The sequence below is a fragment of the Streptomyces sp. H27-C3 genome (genome assembly GCF_030063415.1).
GTDB lineage: Bacteria > Actinomycetota > Actinomycetes > Streptomycetales > Streptomycetaceae > Streptomyces.
Genome location: NZ_JASITA010000023.1, coordinates 102,842 through 121,668 on the forward strand (window position 1 = coordinate 102,842; position 18,827 = coordinate 121,668).

Here is an 18,827-nt window from a genome sequence, read left to right on the forward strand (position 1 = left end):
CCCGGAACCGCGCAGTGGGTTCCGGGGCCCGATCTTGGCCGGCGCGATGTCAGACCCGCCGCAGTACCGCCACCACCTTGCCGAGGATGGTGGCCTCGTCGCCGGGGATCGGCTCGTACGAGGCGTTGTGCGGGAGCAGCCAGACATGGCCGTCCTCGCGCTTGAACCGCTTCACGGTCGCCTCGCCGTCCAGCATCGCGGCCACGATGTCGCCGTTCTCCGCGACCGGCTGGCGGCGGACCGTCACCCAGTCGCCGTCACAGATGGCGGCCTCGATCATCGAGTCTCCGACGACCTTGAGGACGAACAGCTCGCCGTCTCCCACCAGTTGACGGGGGAGCGGGAAGACGTCCTCCACCGACTCCTCGGCCAGGATCGGGCCACCGGCCGCGATGCGGCCGATGAGCGGTACATAGGACGCGGCCGGCTTGCCCGCCGTGTCGGTCGGCTGATTGCTCGGCTGGTCGGAGCCGCGCACCTCGTACGCCCGAGGGCGGTGCGGGTCCCGGCGTAGGAAGCCCTTGCGTTCGAGAGCCATTAGCTGATGGGCCACGGAAGAGGTACTGGAAAGGCCCACCGCCTGACCGATCTCGCGCATGGACGGCGGATAGCCCCGCCGCTGCACCGAATCCCTGATGACCTCGATGACGCGTCGTTGCCGATCGGTGAGACCTGAGCTGTCCGCCCGGATTCCCGGAGGCCTGCCCGGCAGCGAACGCGAGGGCTTGGTGCCCTCCGGATTTGTGGCTGCTTCATTCATTGCATGCACCGGCTCGAGTCGGCTCTGGGAGCGGTCCTGGGCAGTGATGGTTGCGCTGTCAGCGGTGGTGGTCACGTCGGCCCCTCTTCGAGATGTTCTCTCCCTGGCTGGCACAACGGTAGTAGCTTTCGAAAGGTTGCGCCAAACACACGTTCGAGTGAAAAACCGCAGAATGCCTTACGCGATTACGCGTTCGGGTGTATGTGGGGGGCCTTTTGAGTGAAAGGCAATTCGGGCATTTACGGTACCCTTCGACGCCGGGCCGATGGGCGGCCGGGGTCGCCCCCAGTGTGCCATCGCGCGGCACCGGCCTCGGGAGCCCGGGGTGTGTCCCGTACTCTCATGGGCGGCCCGCACGGCCCCCGGTGACGCGACACGCACGACACGCGCCAACGCGCCAAGTGCGGCCGAACCCCAGATCTAGTGGTTGGATTGCCTCAGCTGCCCACAAGTTGTGGTCCCCGGTCTCTCAGGGGCCCGGCGATCGCCTATGCTGGGAGCTGCTTCAAGAGGCCCCTCGCGGGGCTGCCGAGGCTATTCAGTCGTGCTGTGAAGGAGGCTTGGGACCCATGCATTGCCCCTTCTGCCGACACCCCGACAGTCGCGTCGTCGACAGTCGGACCACGGATGACGGCACCTCGATCCGCCGTCGCCGTCAGTGCCCCGACTGCACCCGCCGTTTCACGACGGTGGAGACCGCAGCGCTGATGGTGGTCAAGCGCAGCGGTGTCACCGAGCCCTTCAGCCGTACCAAGGTCATCTCCGGGGTGCGCAAGGCGTGCCAGGGGCGGCCGGTCACCGAGGACGCCCTCGCCCAGCTCGGCCAGCGGGTCGAGGAAGCGGTGCGCGCCACCGGCAGCGCCGAGCTGACCACTCATGACGTGGGCCTGGCCATACTGGGGCCCCTCCAGGAGCTCGACCTCGTCGCGTACCTGCGCTTCGCCTCCGTCTACCGCGCGTTCGGCTCGCTCGAAGACTTCGAGGCCGCCATCGCGGAGCTCCGCGATGAGCAGCCCCCGGCTAGCGACTGCGGCTGTGGTGCCGGCGTGACCCCAGAGGTCCCCGTGCCCGCCGCTGCCACCGACTGACCGAGTCGGCGGCACAACACAGACCTGTCCTGGCGCCGTGTGTGACGTCAAGGACATCAAAAACACATGTGACCTGGGAAGAACCGGGCACTTCAGGGCGTTTTCGTCCGTATATGGGAGGCGGCATGACAGAGACGGCGAGCGGTTCGGCACGAGGGACCCGCACCAAGGGTTCCAAGGGGTCGACCGCCAATCGGCAGGGACTGCGCATCGAGCGCATTCACACCACTCCCGGCGTGCATCCGTACGACGAGGTGGCCTGGGAGCGCCGTGACGTCGTCCTGACCAACTGGCGCGACGGCTCGGTCAACTTCGACCAGCGCGGCGTCGAGTTCCCCGACTTCTGGTCGGTGAACGCGGTCAACATCGTCACCAGCAAGTACTTCCGCGGCGCTGTCGGTACGCCGCAGCGCGAGACCGGTCTCAGGCAGCTGATCGACCGGATCGTGAAGACGTACCGCAAGGCCGGTGAGGACTACAGCTACTTCTCCTCTCCCGCTGACGCCGAGATCTTCGAGCACGAGCTGGCGTACGCCCTCCTGCACCAGGTCTTCAGCTTCAACTCGCCGGTGTGGTTCAACGTCGGCACCCCCCAGCCGCAGCAGGTCTCCGCCTGCTTCATCTTGGCCGTCGACGACTCCATGGAGTCGATCCTCGACTGGTACAAGGAAGAGGGGATGATCTTCAAGGGCGGCTCCGGTGCCGGCCTGAACCTCTCCCGCATCCGCTCCTCCAAGGAACTGCTGTCCTCCGGCGGCAACGCCTCGGGGCCGGTCTCGTTCATGCGTGGCGCCGACGCGTCCGCCGGAACGATCAAGTCCGGTGGCGCCACCCGCCGGGCGGCCAAGATGGTCATCCTCGACGTCGACCACCCCGACATCGAGAACTTCATCGAGACCAAGGTGAAGGAAGAAGAGAAGATCCGCGCCCTGCGCGACGCGGGCTTCGACATGGACCTGGGCGGCGACGACATCACGTCCGTCCAGTACCAGAACGCCAACAATTCTGTCCGCGTGAACGACGAGTTCATGAACGCGGTCGAGGCGGGCGGCAAGTTCGGCCTGCGCGCCCGGATGACTGGCGACGTCATCGAGGAGGTCGAGGCCAAGTCCCTCTTCCGCACGATGGCCGAAGCCGCCTGGGCCTGCGCCGACCCCGGCATTCAGTACGACGACACGATCAACAAGTGGCACACCTGTCCCGAGTCCGGCCGGATCAACGGCTCGAACCCGTGCAGTGAGTACATGCACCTGGACAACACCTCGTGCAATCTCGCCTCGCTGAACCTCATGAAGTTCCTCAAGGACGACGGCCTGGGCAACCAGTCCTTCGAGGTGGAGCGTTTCGCCAAGGTCGTCGAGCTGGTCATCACCGCGATGGACATCTCGATCTGCTTCGCGGACTTCCCCACCGAGAAGATCGGCGTGAACACCCGCGCCTTCCGTCAGCTGGGCATCGGTTACGCCAACCTCGGCGCCCTCCTGATGGCGACCGGTCACGCGTACGACAGCGACGGCGGCCGTTCGCTCGCCGGCGCCATCACCTCGCTGATGACCGGTACGTCCTACCGCCGTTCCGCTGAGCTGGCCGCCGTCGTCGGCCCGTACGACGGCTACGCCCGCAACGCCGAGCCGCACAAGCGCGTCATGAAGCAGCACTCCGACGCCAACACCACGGCTCCCCGCGTGGACGAGCTGGACTCGCCGGTCTGGGCCGCGGCCACGGAGTCCTGGCAGGACGTGCTCCGCCTCGGTGAGAAGAACGGCTTCCGCAACGCGCAGGCCTCGGTCATCGCGCCCACCGGCACCATCGGTCTCGCGATGTCCTGTGACACCACCGGCCTGGAGCCCGACCTCGCGCTGGTCAAGTTCAAGAAGCTCGTCGGCGGTGGCTCGATGCAGATCGTCAACGGCACGGTGCCGCAGGCGCTGCGTCGTATGGGCTACCAGGAGGAGCAGATCGAGGCGGTCGTCGCACACATCGCCGAGAACGGCAATGTGATCGACGCCCCCGGCCTCAAGGCCGAGCACTACGAGGTCTTCGACTGCGCGATGGGCGAGCGTTCCATCTCCGCGATGGGCCACGTCCGGATGATGGCGGCGATCCAGCCGTGGATCTCCGGCGCGCTCTCCAAGACGGTGAACCTGCCGGAGACGGCCACCGTCGAGGACGTCGAAGAGGTCTACTTCGAGGCGTGGAAGATGGGCGTCAAGGCGCTCGCGATCTACCGCGACAACTGCAAGGTCGGCCAGCCCCTCTCCGCCAAGACCAAGGACAAGGTCAAGGCCGAGGTCACGGCGAACACCGAGGCGACGATTCGTACCGCGGTCGAGAAGGTCGTCGAGTACCGCCCGGTGCGCAAGCGCCTCCCGAAGGGCCGTCCCGGCATCACCACCTCGTTCACGGTGGGCGGCGCCGAGGGTTATATGACCGCCAATTCCTACCCGGACGACGGTCTCGGTGAAGTCTTCCTGAAGATGTCCAAGCAGGGTTCCACCCTCGCGGGCATGATGGACGCCTTCTCGATCGCCGTCTCGGTCGGTCTGCAGTACGGCGTTCCGCTGGAGACGTACGTCTCGAAGTTCACGAACATGCGCTTCGAGCCGGCCGGCATGACGGACGACCCGGACGTGCGTCTCGCGCAGTCGATCGTCGACTACATCTTCCGCCGCCTGGCGTTGGACTTCCTGCCCTTCGAGACGCGGTCGGCGCTCGGCATCCACTCGGCCGACGAGCGTCAGCGTCACCTGGAGACCGGTTCGTACGAGCCCTCCATGGACGACGACGACAACATGGACGTGGAGAGCCTGGCCCAGTCCGCTCCGCTCCAGGCAGCCCCGCACCAGGCACCCCCGCGCCCGGCGGAGCCGCTGAAGGCGGTCGCCACGCCCAAGGTGGAGAGCATCCCGGCGCCGAAGCAGGCGCACACCTCGGCGGAGCTCGTCGAGATGCAGCTCGGTATCAGCGCGGACGCGCCGCTGTGCTTCTCCTGCGGGACGAAGATGCAGCGTGCGGGCAGCTGCTACATCTGTGAGGGCTGCGGCTCGACCAGCGGCTGCAGCTAGTACCTGGGGGGATCGCGTGGGATGCGACATCCGACGTAGTCCGCGGAGGTAGCTGAGCAACGGCTCACGAAGGGGACCGGCCGATGCCGGTCCCCTTCGTCGTGCCGCGCATCCGGAGCCGGCCGGCGGAGTCGGTCTCCGGCGATGCCCCAGGCCCGTCCGTGCGTTCGCCTCGCCTCGAACCCATACACCCGCCCGTACACGTGCCGGGACGGTGTCCATATCTTTGTGGCTTCTGCCAGTGCGACGGTCTGCCAGGGGTGCGCGAGACTGCCCGCCGGAGGTCGCGGCACGTTCCGGGGACGGGGGTGGCCCGCGGCCAAGGGCATGACGAAGTGTGGGGGATGGCAGCACTGTGAGCAGGCAGCAGTACGACGAGATCGGTGAGGCCTTCGAGGGCTTCAAGACCCTGCCGCTGGCGCACTACGGGGAGGTGCCCAGCTTCCTGGCCATGGTCGGGGACGTGCGCGGCAAGTCGGTCCTCGACCTGGCCTCCGGCACCGGCTTCTACAGCAGGGAGTTCAGGCGGCGCGGCGCCGCGGAGGTACTCGGAGTCGACATCTCCGGTGAAATGGTCGCGGCGGCGCAGGAGTTGGAGGAGCGCAATCCGCTGGGTGTGCGCTACGAGGTGGGCGATGTGTCCGAACTGCGGCCCCTCGGGCGGCGCTTCGACATCGCACTGGCGGTCCAGCTGCTCAACTACGCCCAGGACGTCGCCGCCATGGAGCGGATGTGCCGCAACGTGCGCCGGAGCCTGGCGCCCGGCGCCGAGTTCTTCGTGCTCGCCCAGACACCCGACTACCGCTTCGACGGCCCGCCCCTGGACAAGTACGGCTTTCGCTCCGAGCTGACCGGCGAGGAGGCCGAGACCGGACCGCGCGTGCGGATCACGGCGCTGCTCGACCCGCCGGTCGGGCCGATCGGGTTCGTCACCACCTGCCCGCGCCGCGAGGTCTACGAAAAGTCCCTGCGGGCGGCCGGGTTCAGCGACGTGAGCTGGGTCCCGCTGGCGGTGTCCGACGCCGGCGTGCGCACGTTCGGTGCGGACTTCTGGGCGGACCTCCTCGCCAACCCCCCATTGGAGATGCTGCGCTGCCGCGCCTGACGATCGACCGGACATCCCGGTGAGTGATCTCCGCCGGTACCGACGGTAGGACACGCGAGGTGAGAGAGGGGGGCGGCCACTGGCCGGCCCCCTCTCTCAGGTCAGGCAGGCGCATTGCCCATCAGCTGGGCGAAGGAATTCGGGTCGGTGTCGAATCCGCGCACGACCTCGACCATGCCCCAGCCGCCGGCCTCGTCCCGGGTGAACTCGGCGATGGTGGCCGCTGTGGACGAGGAGACGGCGGTGAAGTCCTCTTCCGTCAGAACGGTGTGGTCTTCACTGATACGGACGCTCGCATTCACTATGTCGCCGAACGCCTTGCGCCCGCCGCCCTGCTGGATCGCCACGCCCACCATGACCCGGGCGTACGTGGCGGACAGCCGGTCGAACTCCAGGGTCATGACCTCGTCGTAGCCGAAGCCCTGACCGGTCCTGCTGTCCCGGTTGAGCGTGATCGTGCCGTCCGGCGACCGGCTGCCGAAGTGCACGACGTACACCGGACCGCCGTGCGGATCGTCCACGGAGTACGTCGCGGCGATGATGTCGAGGTCATTGGCAGGGGCACCAAGGGGACTGGGGTCCCACTTGAGCGTCACTTCGACCTTCCCGATCCCCTTGTTGAGACTGCTCACCGGTCTTTCCTTCCCACAACTGTCAGAAGAATCAGCTTGATTGGCCATGCTGTCACGCACAGACACCGCGCGGGCGGCGAACGATCACGGCCGGACGTGGTGCGGGGCGTGCGGGGCGGGTCGTAGGGGCGTCAACCGGGCTCCGGTGACCTCCGGAGCGTGACGGGCGACACGTCGGTGGTCGTACGATGGCTCGGTGCTGGTCAAGTGGATTCGCTGCACCGTGATCGACCGTCGAGGTTTTGAGCAGGGGCAGCGGAAGTGGGCGGGGCTGCTGGGAGAACCGGGTTTTCGGGGACAGGGCGGTGGTTGGAGCCGGGGGCGGCCGGGAGCGGCGCATGTCTTTACCTTCTGGGAGAGCCGCGCCTTCTACGACTCCTTCATGGCGAGCGCGCACCAGCGGCTCGCATCGGCCCAGTCGGGCACGTTCAAGAACCCCCAAGTCGCCCTCTTCGAGCACCGGTTCGACGTGAAGACGGGCTTCGAGCCGCAGTTCGCGGACGCCGATGTGGTGCGGGTCGCGCACTGCAAGGTGCACGAGGGCCGGGTCGAGCACTTCTCACTGATGCAGGCGAAGATCTGGAATCCGGCGATGGCCGGATCGCCCGGGATGCTGCGCGGAATGTTCGGTGAGGCGCCGGGCAACGAATTCCTGGTGCTTTCCATGTGGCAGTCCACCGCCGAGCACGGCAAGTACCGCGCCGAGCGGGTGGAGCGTCTGTCGCTGCGGGCCCAGACCGAGGCCGATGTGGCCGAGGTGGCGGGCGACGTCGTCCAGCTGGAGCCGACCTGGACGGTGTGATCACCATCCGCCGTATGGAGGCCGGGCGGCGGCCCGGTCGAGCCGCCGCGGATCTCCCGTTCTAGGGTTTCGGCATGGCAAGACCGCAGCGCATCGTCCTCGTCCGGCACGGAGAATCCGAAGGCAACGCCGATGACACGGTGTACGAACGCGAGCCCGACCATGCGTTGAGGCTCACCGAGACCGGGCAGCGGCAGGCCCGGGAGGCCGGCGTGCGGCTGCGCGAGCTGTTCGGCGACGAGCAGGTCAGCGCCTACGTCTCCCCGTACCGCCGGACCCATGAGACCTTCGCCGCGTTCGAGCTCGACCAGGAACGGGTGCGGGCCAGGGAGGAGCCCAGGCTGCGCGAGCAGGACTGGGGAAACTGGCAGGACAGGGACGACGTAAAGCTGCAGAAGGCCTACCGGGACGCCTACGGGCACTTCTTCTACCGGTTCGCGCAGGGGGAGTCCGGGGCCGATGTGTACGACAGGGTCGGGGCGTTCCTGGAGAGCCTCTATCGCAGCTTCGAGGCGCCCGACCACCCGCCGAACGTGCTGCTGGTGACCCATGGCCTGACCATGCGGCTGTTCTGCATGCGCTGGTTCCACTGGTCGGTGGCCGAATTCGAGTCGCTGTCCAACCCGTGCAACGCCGAGGTACGGATCCTGCAGCTCGGCGAGGACGGCCGCTACAGCCTTGACCGGCAGTTCGAACGCTGGCGGGTGCCCGAGCCGTACGGCATCACCGGATAGAGTGGCTGGGCGATGACCGCTGACTTCTCCACCGACCGGCGCTTCGAACGCGCACTGGCCAGCCTGCACGGGCTGTCGCTCGGTGACGCCCTGGGCTCCCAGTTCTTCGTCCCCGTGAACTACCCGCTGCTCAAGAGGCGCGAGCTGCCTCCGGGGCCCTGGCAATGGACCGACGACACCGAGATGGCCTGCTCGGTACTGGCCGTGCTCGCCGCGCACGGCCGGGTCGACCAGGACGCGCTGGCCCGCTCCTTCGCCGACCACCACGACTTCGACCGGGGATACGGCCCTGCCGTCAACCGGATGCTGCGGCTGGTCAGAGAGGGCGGCGACTGGCGCGAGCTCGCCGCCGCGCTCTTCCAGGGGCAGGGCTCCTGGGGCAATGGCGCCGCGATGCGCATCGCCCCGCTGGGGGCCTGGTACGCGGACGATCCCGAGCAGGCCACCCATCAGGCCGAGGTCTCGGCGTACACCACGCACCAGCACCGCGAGGCCGTGGTGGGCGCCATGGCGGTGGCCGCCGCAGCCGCGTTCGCGGCGAACCCGGCCGGGCCGCCTGGGCCGGCGGAGCTGCTCGACGGCGTCATCGCGCTCGTGCCGCGCAGCGCGGTGGGCGCGGGGCTCCGGCGGGCCAAGGACATGCTCGACTACGACGACGCGGGGACCGTGGCCGCGGTGCTGGGCTGCGGGCGGCGGACGAGCGCGCACGACACGGTGCCGTTCGCGCTGTGGTCCGCGGCGCGGTCGCTGGGTGACTTCGAGCGGGCGTTCTGGGCCACTGCGCAGGTGGGCGGCGATGTCGACACGACCTGCGCGATCGTGGGCGGGGTGGTTGCCGCGGGGTCGGCGGGGGCGCCGCCGGCCGAGTGGTTGGAGCAGGCCGAAGCGGTGCCGGGCTGGGTGCCTTCGCGGGTCGGCTGAGGCGGGGGTCCCGCCGTGGGGCGGGTGCGGGCGCCTCGGGAGCCGGCGCGGGTCTGCGTGGTGTGGCGGTGGGTGCGGTGCGGGTTGCCTGCGGCGCTTTCCCCTACCCGCCCCTTCCCGAAACTGGGGCTCCGCCCCGGACCCCGGTCCTCAAACGCCGGACGGGCTGAACTGGGCGGGGGCTCGCTCGGTGTCTGACGGGCTGGTGGCGCCCGACGGTTCAGTCGTGCCCGTCCGTGCCGTCCGTGTCCTCCGTGGCCGCGTGGGCCGGGGACTGTCACGGTCCTGCCACACCACGGTCCTGGAAGCGCTGGAGGCCTGGGGCGGCGTTAATCTGGCGGCCACGCCGTCCGATGATCATGACGGGCGTGCGCCGACGAGACACCGGGTCGTACGCGCTGCCTTTCCGCCGCGTGCCGTGCCCGGCCGGGAGGGGGTCCCGTGTCCGACACGCCTGCCACTACGCCATCCACTCCGCCGCCCGCCGAGCCCGGTTCCGGGCAAGGCCGGCGGACGCGAGCCGGAGCGGGACCGAGTGACGCCGTCCCGCAGGCACCCGTCATGCCTTCGTACGCGCAGCAGCAGCACCGCGCCGCGACCCAGCGGCCGCCGCAGTGGCCGCCGCGCAAGGCCGAGCCTCCCAAGTCGGTGACCGCGGTGCGTCCAGGACCGCCGGCCGGGATCCGTCCCGGCACCCTCTGGGCCGCCCTGGCCACCGCGCTGCTGAGCGCCCTGCTGCTGGGCGACGGGCTGGGCCCGAATCTGATGCTGGTGGCTGTCCCGGCCGCCCTCGCCGCGTACTTCGCCGCGCGGGCCGCGGGCCGCAGGGTGCGCCCCTGGACGCTCGTCTGGGCTCTCGGCGGCCTGGCCCTGCTGGCCGTCCCCGCGCTGCGTGACGCGGGCTGGCCGACCCTCCTTGCCGTCGTCTCCGCGCTCGCGCTCGGCTCGCTCGCCCTGCACGGCAACCGGACCTGGCCCGGCGTCCTCATCGGCTGCCTGGGCATTTTCGGGTCGGTCGGCTCCGGCAGCGCCTGGGCCTGGCGCGGAGTGCGCGAGCGCGCGGAGGTCTCGCGCGGGCGCTGGGCGCCCGTGGTGCGCACGACCCTGGTCGCCGTCGTGCTGTTCGTCGTCTTCGGCGCGCTCTTCGCGGGCGCCGACGCCGCCTTCGCCGGCCTGCTCGGCGGCCTCATACCCGACGTCTCCGTGGCGGACGGGCCCTGGCGGATCTTCCTGTTCGCGCTCGGTCTCGTCGGCGCGCTCGCCGCCGCCCGCACCGCCGCCGCGCCGATGCGCTGGGACCGTATCGAGGTACGACCCGCACGCGCGCGTGGCCGGACGGAATGGGCACTTCCGCTCATCGTGCTCAACCTGCTCTTCGCCGCCTTCATCGCGGTCCAGCTCGCGGTCCTGTTCGGCGGCTACGAGAAGGTGCTGAGCGACACCGGGCTGACGTACTCCCAGTACGCGCGCCAGGGCTTCTGGCAGCTGCTCTGGGCCACGGTGCTGACCCTGGGTGTCATCGGCCTGGCGCTGCGCTGGGCCCCGCGCGGCGGCGCACGCGACCGCACCCTGGTCCGCTCGGTGCTCGGCACCCTGTGCGTGCTGACGCTGGTCGTTGTCGCCTCCGCGCTGCGCCGCATGGACCTGTACATGGACGAGTACGCGTTGACGCGGCTGCGGGTCTCGGTGACGGCCATGGAGCTGTGGCTCGGCCTGGTGATCGTAGTGATCATGGCGGCCGGGGTGTTCGGCTCCCGCTGGCTGCCGCGCGCCGTCGCGGTGAGCGCCGCGGCGGCCGTGCTGGTCTTCGGTCTCGTCTCGCCCGACGGGCTGGTCGCCGAGCGGAACGTCGAGCGGTACCGGACCAGCGACAAGATCGACGTGCAGTACTTCCAGGACCTGTCGGCCGATGCGGTGCCGGCGCTGGACACGCTGCCCGAACCGCTACGCTCCTGCTCCCTCATGGGCATCGAAAGGCGCCTCGACGACAAGCTCGGGTCCTGGTACGCGACGAGCCTCGGCGAGACCAGGGCGCGGGAGATTCTCGACCAGCGTCCGTTGGACATCGATATGACGGAGTGTCGGGAACTTGGTGTGTACGACGGGGGGCGCGGGATCTCCGACGAGTACTGACGCGTTGCTTCACGCGTGGGACAGGGGGTGGTCGAGTGGTTCCCTGGACTGATTTCGGCCCCGAACGGCGTGATTCTTGCGACGATTGCGGGCCGGGCGATGCGCCGCTCGACCGTGTGCGGCAGTGAATGGGCGGACCGGAGGGGGGGTGGAATCAGCCGCATGATCATGGCGCCGCGGCCTCGTCCGGGGAAGGGCTGGTGCCCGGGGTGTCGCAGGGGGTCCCGGCGGCGTAACCTGAATGGCGCCATGCCGTACGAACCTCCCACTCACGCCGTCGAGCGCTCCATGCGCGCCACCATCGGTGCCAAGATCATCGCTGGTGTCGACGAAGTCGGGCGCGGAGCATGGGCCGGACCCGTCACCGTGTGCGCGGCTGTCACCGGTCTGCGCCGCCCGCCCGACGGTCTCACCGACTCCAAACTGATCAGCCCCAAGCGCCGCACGGAGCTGGCCCGACTGCTGGAGGACTGGGTCACCTGCCATGCCCTTGGTCACTCGTCGCCCGAGGAGATCGACGAACTCGGGATGACCGCCGCTCTTCGGCTCGCCGCCGTACGCGCCCTGGAGGCGCTGCCGGTGCGTCCGGACGCGGTGATCCTCGACGGGAAGCACGACTACCTCGGGCTGCCCTGGAAGGTCCGTACGGTGATCAAGGGCGACCAGTCCTGCATCGCCGTCGCCGCCGCCTCGGTGATCGCCAAGGTGAGGCGGGACGCGATGATGGCCGAACTGGGGGCGCAGTCACCGGATTTGACCGACTTCGCCTTCGCGGCCAACGCGGGATATCCGTCGCCCGTGCACAAGGCGGCGCTGGCGGAGCGGGGTCCCACCTCGCACCACCGGTTGTCTTGGTCGTACCTCGACGCGCTGCCCCAGTGGCGGCACCTGAAGAAGATCCGGATCTCGGCGGAGGCCGCCGCGCTGGAAAGCGGGGGCCAACTCGGCTTCGACTTCTGAGCCCGATCGCACCCGATCACCCACCCGCCGCTGTGTGTCGCGGCGGCATTTGATAGACATCCACGTCTTGCACGTCATCCCCGAGGAGTCTCAGATTCACGAGAGTGCCCAGGGTCCCCGCGCCACTCCGGCCGCAGGCCGCCCCGCGTCGACCCCCAGTCCCGTACCCGGTCCGCGTACTGCGGCCACACCGCGTCCCGGGCGTCCCGTGCCCGGTCCGCCCAAGCCGAGGCCCGTACCGGCTCCGGCCCCCGCACCTGCTCCCGCGCCGGCTCCGGCCCCCGCACCTGCTCCCGCGCCGGCTCCGGCCCCCGCTCCCACGCCTCCGGCCCAGCCGGCTGCCGCGGTCGTGGGCACGGCCCCGGCGGCCGGTGAGGAGAATCGTTCCGCGCCCGAGACCGAGATCGTCCCGGTCCTCGCGTCCGGTGCGCTCGACGCCGCCGACGAGGCGGTCGACCGGCTGCTCGACTCCGGTCGTGCGCCTGGCGACATCCTGGTGCTCACCACCGGTGAGCGTCACCCGTGGGCCGCTCATGAGCTGTCCTTCGGCGAGGCGCCCTACTGGGCCCAGCACGACGCCCGTGACGACGTCTTCTACGCGGACGCGTCCGCCGCGGAGCGGGCAGCCGCCCGTCCCGTGGTGATCGTCGCGGTCAACGGCGAGGCCGGTGACGCGGTGACCCGCGCGCTGCCCGTGGCCAGGGATCGCGCAGGCGAGCTGCTGATCGTGTGCGGCGAGCAGGAGAAGGTCGACGCCGTACTCGGCGCGGGCGTCTGACCGGCTCGGGCGTCCGGCCGTACGGCCGGACGCCCGAGCCGGCAGGCGGACCGCCCCGGAGCCGGCGCGCGGACGCCGACTCTCAGCTGGCGGCCGCCCGCCGCAGTGCGTCCGCGGCTCCTCCACCCGTGCTCAACGGGGAGAGGTCGGCCTCGGAAGAGGCGTCCGCCAGAGCGCCGGGGCGTGATCCGGTGCTCGGGCGGCGGCCCCCGCGGCCCTCGCCCAGCACCTGCCAACCGCTGTCCGTCAGCGTGATGTACGCGCCGCAGCGCAGCCCGTGCAACGTGCAGGCGTCGCGCAGGCCCCACATCCAGGCGCCGTCCTCCTGGGTCCAGCGCTCGTCGCCCTCGCGGCAGTAGAGCAGCACCGCGGTCCGAACCGGCGTACGGCGGCGCAGATCGTGCGGCACGACCCTGCGCAGGTGCGAAAGCAACGCGTTGCGGAACTCCCAGCCGTCGGCCGGGGCGGAGCGCCGGACGAACGAGGCGCTGGCTGTGAGCCGCTCCTCGGCGTCGAGGACGGCCACCACGGCCGTGTCCGGCGCGGGCAGATGTCTGGCGTGCAGTCCGCTGACCACTTCGCGCGGATTGCGCAGCAGGGGGATGCCCGCAGCCGCCCACTCGGCCGGTTCGAGCGTCCGGCCGAGTCGATTGACGCTGTCGGCGGGCGTGGGGTTCAACGAGGCAGCGGACGGAGCGAATCCGAAGGCCACGGTCCTCCCTTCGCGTACGCGCCCGCAATCGCGGGCAAGGTCGGCTGGGACGCGCCGCGGCACAGCCCTTCCGGTCCACAGGAGGGGCGTGCGGGAGCGCTTCCAATTCTCGCTGTCCCATGGGGCATGCGGCAACGAGCAATTGGCGCCGTCGACTGGAATCTATGGGTATGACGCGGATATCCCTGCCCAGACAGGCCGCCCGGAACGCCTGACGTCACGCCTGAATGGCGAGCACCAGTGGATACACCCCCTGCGCCCCGGCCCTGCGCAGCAGCCTGCCCGCCACCGCGAGGGTCCAGCCGGTGTCCGAGAGATCGTCGACGATCAGCACCGGCCCATCCGCCGCCGCGAGGGCGGCGGCCAGTTCGGGCGGCACGGTCAGCGCCTGGTGGAGGGCCCGTACACGCTGCGCACTGTTGGTCTGCGACATCCGCTCGCCCGCGGCCTCCTGCGTGTACGCGACGGAACCCAGCAGCGGCATGCGGCCGACCTCGGCGATCCGGCGGCCCAGCGACTCGATGAGCACCGGCCTGCCGTGGGAGGCGACCGTGACCACGCCGACCGGCCGCGCCGAGGCGTCCGCCTCGCCGGACGCCCATCCGCCCGGCCCCTTGGCCCAGTCCGCCAGGACGCTCACCACGGCGTCCGCCACGTCGTCCGGCACAGGACCGTCCGGCGCCGTCCGGTCGCCCAGCATCGGGCGCAGCCGGTTGCCCCAGCCGATGTCCGACAGTCGCCCCAGCGCGCGGCCCGAGGAGACCAGATCTCCCTGGGCGATACGGCCCTTGAGATTCACGCCGACCGCGGCGAGGCCAGTCGGCCACATCTTGCGGGGCTCCACCTCCGCGCCCGGCCTGCCCAGCTCGCCACGGGCGGCGTCCAGGGCGCCGGTGGACACCCCGTCGCCGAACCGGCCCCCCGCGCAGTTGTCGCAGCGGCCGCACGGGGCAGCCTCCTCGTCGTCCAACTGGAGCCGCAGGAACTCCATCCGGCAGCTCTTCGTGGTCGCGTATTCCCGCATGGCCTGCTGTTCGGTGGCCCGCTGGCGCGCCACCCACGCGTAGCGCTCCGCCTCGTACACCCAGGGCTGTCCGGTGGTGGTCCAGCCGCCCTTGACCCGGCGCACCGCGCCGTCCACGTCCAGGACCTTGAGCATCGCCTCCAGGCGCGTACGCCTCAGGTCGACGAGCGGCTCCAGCGCGGGCAGCGACAGCGGGCGGCCCGCCTGGGCCAGCGTGTCGAGCGTGCGCCGCACCTGCTCCTCGGGCGGGAAGGCGACCGAGGCGAAGTACTTCCAGATAGCCTCGTCCTCACGGCCCGGCAGCAGCAGCACCTCGGCATGCTCCACGCCACGGCCCGCGCGGCCCACCTGCTGGTAGTAGGCGATCGGCGACGAGGGCGACCCGAGGTGCACCACGAAGCCGAGGTCCGGCTTGTCGAAGCCCATGCCCAGCGCCGAGGTGGCGACCAGCGCCTTGACCCGGTTGGCGAGCAGATCCTCCTCGGCCTGCATCCGCTCCGCGTTCTCGGTCCTGCCGGTGTAGGAGGCGACGGGGTGACCGCACTGGCGCAGGTACGCCGTGACCTCCTCGGCGGCGGCGACCGTGAGGGTGTAGATGATCCCGGACCCCGGCAGCTCGTCAAGGTGGTCGGCCAGCCAGGCGAGCCGGTGCGCGGCGTCCGGCAGCTGCAGCACGCCCAGGCTCAGGCTCTCCCGGTCCAGTGGGCCGCGCAGCACCAGGGCGTCGGTGTCCGCGCCGGTGCCGAGCTGCTCGGCGACGTCGGCCGTCACGCGGGAGTTCGCCGTGGCCGTGGTGGCCAGGACCGGAACGCCGGGCGGGAGCTCGGCCAGCATGGTGCGCAGCCGCCGGTAGTCGGGGCGGAAGTCGTGGCCCCAGTCCGAGATGCAGTGGGCCTCGTCGACCACCAGCAGACCGGTGGCGGCGGAGAGCTTGGGCAGCACGTTGTCGCGGAAGTCGGGATTGTTGAGCCGCTCGGGGCTGACCAGCAGGACATCCACCTCGCCCGCCTCGACCTCGGCCTGGACGGTGTCCCACTCCTCGGTGTTGGAGGAGTTGATGGACCGGGCGCGGATGCCGGCCCGCGCCGCGGCCTCGACCTGGTTGCGCATGAGGGCCAGGAGCGGCGAGACGATCACGGTGGGGCCGCTGCCGCGCTCGCGCAGCAGGGACGTGGCGACGAAGTACACCGCGGACTTGCCCCAACCGGTGCGCTGCACGACCAGGGCCCGGCGCTTGTGGGCCACGAGTGCCTCGATGGCCCGCCACTGGTCCTCGCGAAGCCTGGTCTCGCCGGTGGGGTCGCCGACGAGCCGGGCGAGTACCTTGTCGGCCGCCGCGCGGAGATCGGGGTTGTTCGTCTGCTGCATGCACCCCATACAACAGGACGGGTCGGACAACCGGGGAACGAGCGGTTACGGCCGGGGCCGCTCGTTCGTATGAAATGTTCACGACAGGCCGGTGTCACCACCGGAGGGTGAAGATTTCACATGGGCTCCTGGGGCATTCGGTGTGGATCAACCGGGTGCGCCGGGAGTGCCTGCGGCCCACGACCGGTGATCAACCAGAAGATACGGGACATCCCGTGGTGCGAGGGAGCCGCAAAGGGGGGCTAGCCCCCCCGGGGATTGGGGGGGTAAGGGGGTTCTGGCGACCAGGTCCAAAACCGAGACTTGAGTCATGACGATCGAAGCGGCGATCACGCCATCCGTTGGGCCGGCCACCAAGGCGACAGGGAGCGATTTCGCTCAACTGTCCCGAAGGATTGCCCAGGACGGTCTCCTGGACCGCCGCCCTCTCTACTACAGCATTCGGTTCGGCATCGTGGGTCTGGCGTGCCTGGCCGGCGGGGTGGCGTTCTTCGCCCTGGGGGACAGCTGGCTCCAACTGATCCTCGCCGTCGCAATGGCCGTCCTGTTCGGTCAGCTCGCCCTGGTCTTTCATGATCTGGCGCACTGTCAGGTTTTCTCGCGGCGTCGCTCCAGCGAGATCGGCGGGCTGATCACGTCAAACTTCTTCGTGGGCATGAGCTACGGGTGGTGGATGAACAAGCACACCCGCCACCACGCGAATCCCAACCACGAGGAGAAGGACCCGGATGTCGCTCCCGATATTTTGGTGTGGTCGAAGCGGCAGGCGCGAGCCGCGAAAGGGCTGCCCAGGTTCATCGGGCGCCACCAGGCTCACCTCTTCATTCCGCTGCTGACGCTGGAGGGTCTCAACCTCAGCTTCAACAGTTTCAAGGCGCTGAGCAGCCCGACGATGAAGCGTCCGTGGCTCGAAGGTGCTCTGCTCGTCGCACACTTCGTCATTTACTTCGGTGCGCTGTTCACGGTTCTTTCCCCGGGTAAGGCAATTGCCTTCATCGCAGTCCACCAGGGGTTGTTCGGTATTTACCTCGGATGTATCTTCGCTCCCAATCACAAGGGGATGGCGATGATTACCGACGAGGACCAGCTCGACTTCCTGCGCCGCCAGGTACTCACCTCGCGCAATGTGAAGGGCGGCCCATTCATGGACATTGCCATGGGCGGCCTCAACTACCAGATCGAGCACCACCTCTTCCCCAGCATGCCGAGCCCGGCGCTCAAGCGGGCCCAGGTGATCACCGAGGCGTACTGCGCGGAAATCGGTGTGCCCTACCACCAGACCGGCTGGATCGCTTCCCAGGCCGAGGCGCTCGGACACCTGCGGCGCGTGGGCGAGCCCATTCGTGAGAAGTGCTGAATCCCTGAATTCCTGAATTCCTGGATTCCTGGATTCCGGTAGGCCCGGCACTGCCACCCGTTTCCCGCGCGTGCCCGTTCCCGCGCGGGGAGGATCCGGATGGCGGCGCCGGGCCTGATCAGTTCTCCGTACGGATGGTGCGAGGTTCGGCCAATTCGGCCTGTGATGGCAGCAGTTCCCCGATCGAAAGGGGGTTGTGTGATGAGCGCCACCGGCCTGTGGATAAAGTTGTCCACAGGGTTGGCGGAGCAGGCGGTGTCCGCGAGAACGTCTTGCCATGAACAAGCACCAGGAATCCACCGGCCCTTCCGCAAGCTCTTCCACCGGTGACCAGATCACCCTCCGAGGCCCCGCGGAGCTCGCCGACGCCCTGCCGTACCTGATGGGCTTTCACCCGACCGACAGCGTGGTGATGGTCGCGCTGCACGGCCGCCGCGGCCGGTTCGGCGGGCGACTGAGGCTCGGAATCCCACGCTCGCCCAGGGAGTGGCAGCCCGTCTCGGACCAGCTCGCCGACTGTCTGGTGACCGGGAGCGAGCGGCGGGGCGCCCGGCCCGACGGCATCGTCATCTTCCTCTGCCAGGACCCGGCGGTGGGGGAGTCGGGGCGGCAGACGATGGAGCGGCTGCGCCCCTTCGCACAGCAGCTGCGCACCGCCTGTGGCGCGCTCGACGTCCCCGTGTTCGAAGCGCTGTGCATCTCCGACGGCAGGTACTGGTCCTACTGCTGCCCCGACGCCCGGTGCTGCCCGCCCGAGGGCAGCGTGCTGGCCCTGCCCGGCACCTCGGTCATGGCGGCGGCCGCCGCCTACGCCGGCATCCAGGTGCGCGGATCACTTCGGGAGATGGAAACGCGGCTGATGTCCCGGCCGGGGCCCGACGACGGGGAGCAGGTGCGGGCTCTGGACGTGGCGGGGCTCGCCCTGGTGCCCCGGATTCTGAACGGGGACGAGCGCGAGCAGGTCGGGGCCGAGACGCTGGGCCTGGCCCGGCGTCTCATGCAGCGGTTGGGGGAGAGCGGGGCGCCGCCGGAGGAGCGGCCCGGCACGGACATCGGGGACGACGCGCTCATCGCCCCGGACGAGGCAGCCGCAGTCATCGTGGGTCTCCAGGACCGGGAGACCAGGGACCTGGCGGCCCAGTGGATGGAGGGCCCGGAAGCGCAGCGGGCGCTGCGGCTCTGGCGGGCGCTCGCTCGCCGCTGCGTCGGCCCGTACGAGACCCACGCCGCCGCGCCGCTCACCCTCGCCGGATGGGTCGCCTGGTCTGTTAACTGCACCAACTCGGTGATCCACTCGACTCGGGGACCGTGACTCGTGAGCATTTGGACGTGCATGAGACTCCTTCGCTTCATCGAGATCTGATTGACGGACGTGCTCGGCTGCCCCG

Annotated in this window: 14 protein-coding genes and 1 pseudogene; 11 read left to right on the top strand and 4 right to left on the bottom strand. The window is 69.8% G+C overall.

Annotation, left to right across the window (positions count from 1 at the left end; genetic code table 11):
- Positions 1–49: 49 nt before the first annotated feature.
- Positions 50–835, bottom strand: coding sequence for a transcriptional repressor LexA (gene lexA / locus QMK30_RS22890; protein WP_283520166.1), 786 nt, complete (start codon positions 833–835; stop codon positions 50–52).
- A gap of 494 nt (positions 836–1,329) precedes the next feature.
- Between lexA and nrdR the strand changes: the two genes are divergently transcribed.
- From nrdR to QMK30_RS22905, 3 genes are all read left to right on the top strand, one after another.
- Complete coding sequence (gene nrdR / locus QMK30_RS22895) at positions 1,330–1,848, top strand: transcriptional regulator NrdR (RefSeq protein ID WP_283520167.1); 519 nt, start codon at positions 1,330–1,332, stop codon at positions 1,846–1,848.
- 125 nt (positions 1,849–1,973) lie between these two features.
- Entirely contained in the window at positions 1,974–4,913 is a 2,940-nt protein-coding gene (locus tag QMK30_RS22900; protein ID WP_283520168.1) for a vitamin B12-dependent ribonucleotide reductase, read from the top strand.
- Between the two features lie 355 nt (positions 4,914–5,268).
- On the top strand, positions 5,269–6,018 hold the full coding sequence (locus QMK30_RS22905; RefSeq protein WP_283520169.1) for a class I SAM-dependent methyltransferase: 750 nt from the start codon (positions 5,269–5,271) through the stop codon (positions 6,016–6,018).
- A 101-nt stretch (positions 6,019–6,119) separates the two neighbouring features.
- Here QMK30_RS22905 and QMK30_RS22910 read toward each other — a convergent pair whose 3' ends face one another.
- Complete coding sequence (locus QMK30_RS22910) at positions 6,120–6,650, bottom strand: TerD family protein (protein WP_283520170.1); 531 nt, start codon at positions 6,648–6,650, stop codon at positions 6,120–6,122.
- 196 nt (positions 6,651–6,846) lie between these two features.
- Between QMK30_RS22910 and QMK30_RS22915 the strand changes: the two genes are divergently transcribed.
- From QMK30_RS22915 to QMK30_RS22940, 6 genes are all read left to right on the top strand, one after another.
- Positions 6,847–7,452 carry a YdbC family protein gene (locus QMK30_RS22915; RefSeq protein ID WP_283520171.1) on the top strand — a complete coding sequence of 202 codons (606 nt, stop codon included), beginning with the start codon at positions 6,847–6,849 and terminating at the stop codon, positions 7,450–7,452.
- Between the two features lie 74 nt (positions 7,453–7,526).
- The gene (locus QMK30_RS22920; protein WP_283520172.1) at positions 7,527–8,186 is read left to right on the top strand and encodes a histidine phosphatase family protein; all 660 of its coding nucleotides are present in this window, start codon (positions 7,527–7,529) and stop codon (positions 8,184–8,186) included.
- A gap of 12 nt (positions 8,187–8,198) precedes the next feature.
- On the top strand, positions 8,199–9,107 hold the full coding sequence (locus QMK30_RS22925) for an ADP-ribosylglycohydrolase family protein (RefSeq protein WP_283520173.1): 909 nt from the start codon (positions 8,199–8,201) through the stop codon (positions 9,105–9,107).
- Positions 9,108–9,668: 561 nt separating this feature from the next.
- On the top strand, positions 9,669–11,240 hold the full coding sequence (locus QMK30_RS22930) for a DUF4153 domain-containing protein (protein WP_502963201.1): 1,572 nt from the start codon (positions 9,669–9,671) through the stop codon (positions 11,238–11,240).
- A 249-nt stretch (positions 11,241–11,489) separates the two neighbouring features.
- A complete protein-coding gene (rnhB, locus tag QMK30_RS22935) occupies positions 11,490–12,200 on the top strand; it encodes a ribonuclease HII (RefSeq protein ID WP_283520175.1) in 711 nt (236 codons plus the stop codon).
- A 67-nt stretch (positions 12,201–12,267) separates the two neighbouring features.
- Entirely contained in the window at positions 12,268–12,978 is a 711-nt protein-coding gene (locus tag QMK30_RS22940) for a hypothetical protein (RefSeq protein WP_283520176.1), read from the top strand.
- An 82-nt stretch (positions 12,979–13,060) separates the two neighbouring features.
- Here QMK30_RS22940 and QMK30_RS22945 read toward each other — a convergent pair whose 3' ends face one another.
- On the bottom strand, positions 13,061–13,690 hold the full coding sequence (locus QMK30_RS22945; RefSeq protein WP_283520177.1) for a hypothetical protein: 630 nt from the start codon (positions 13,688–13,690) through the stop codon (positions 13,061–13,063).
- Between the two features lie 217 nt (positions 13,691–13,907).
- A complete protein-coding gene (locus QMK30_RS22950) occupies positions 13,908–16,082 on the bottom strand; it encodes a RecQ family ATP-dependent DNA helicase (protein WP_283520178.1) in 2,175 nt (724 codons plus the stop codon).
- A 310-nt stretch (positions 16,083–16,392) separates the two neighbouring features.
- Here QMK30_RS22950 and QMK30_RS22955 point away from each other — a divergent pair, with 310 nt between their 5' ends.
- On the top strand, positions 16,393–17,439 hold the full coding sequence (locus QMK30_RS22955) for a fatty acid desaturase family protein (RefSeq protein WP_283520179.1): 1,047 nt from the start codon (positions 16,393–16,395) through the stop codon (positions 17,437–17,439).
- Between the two features lie 277 nt (positions 17,440–17,716).
- Positions 17,717–18,706 (top strand): annotated as a pseudogene (locus QMK30_RS22960) (DUF4192 domain-containing protein); the annotation flags it as partial.
- Positions 18,707–18,827: the final 121 nt, after the last annotated feature.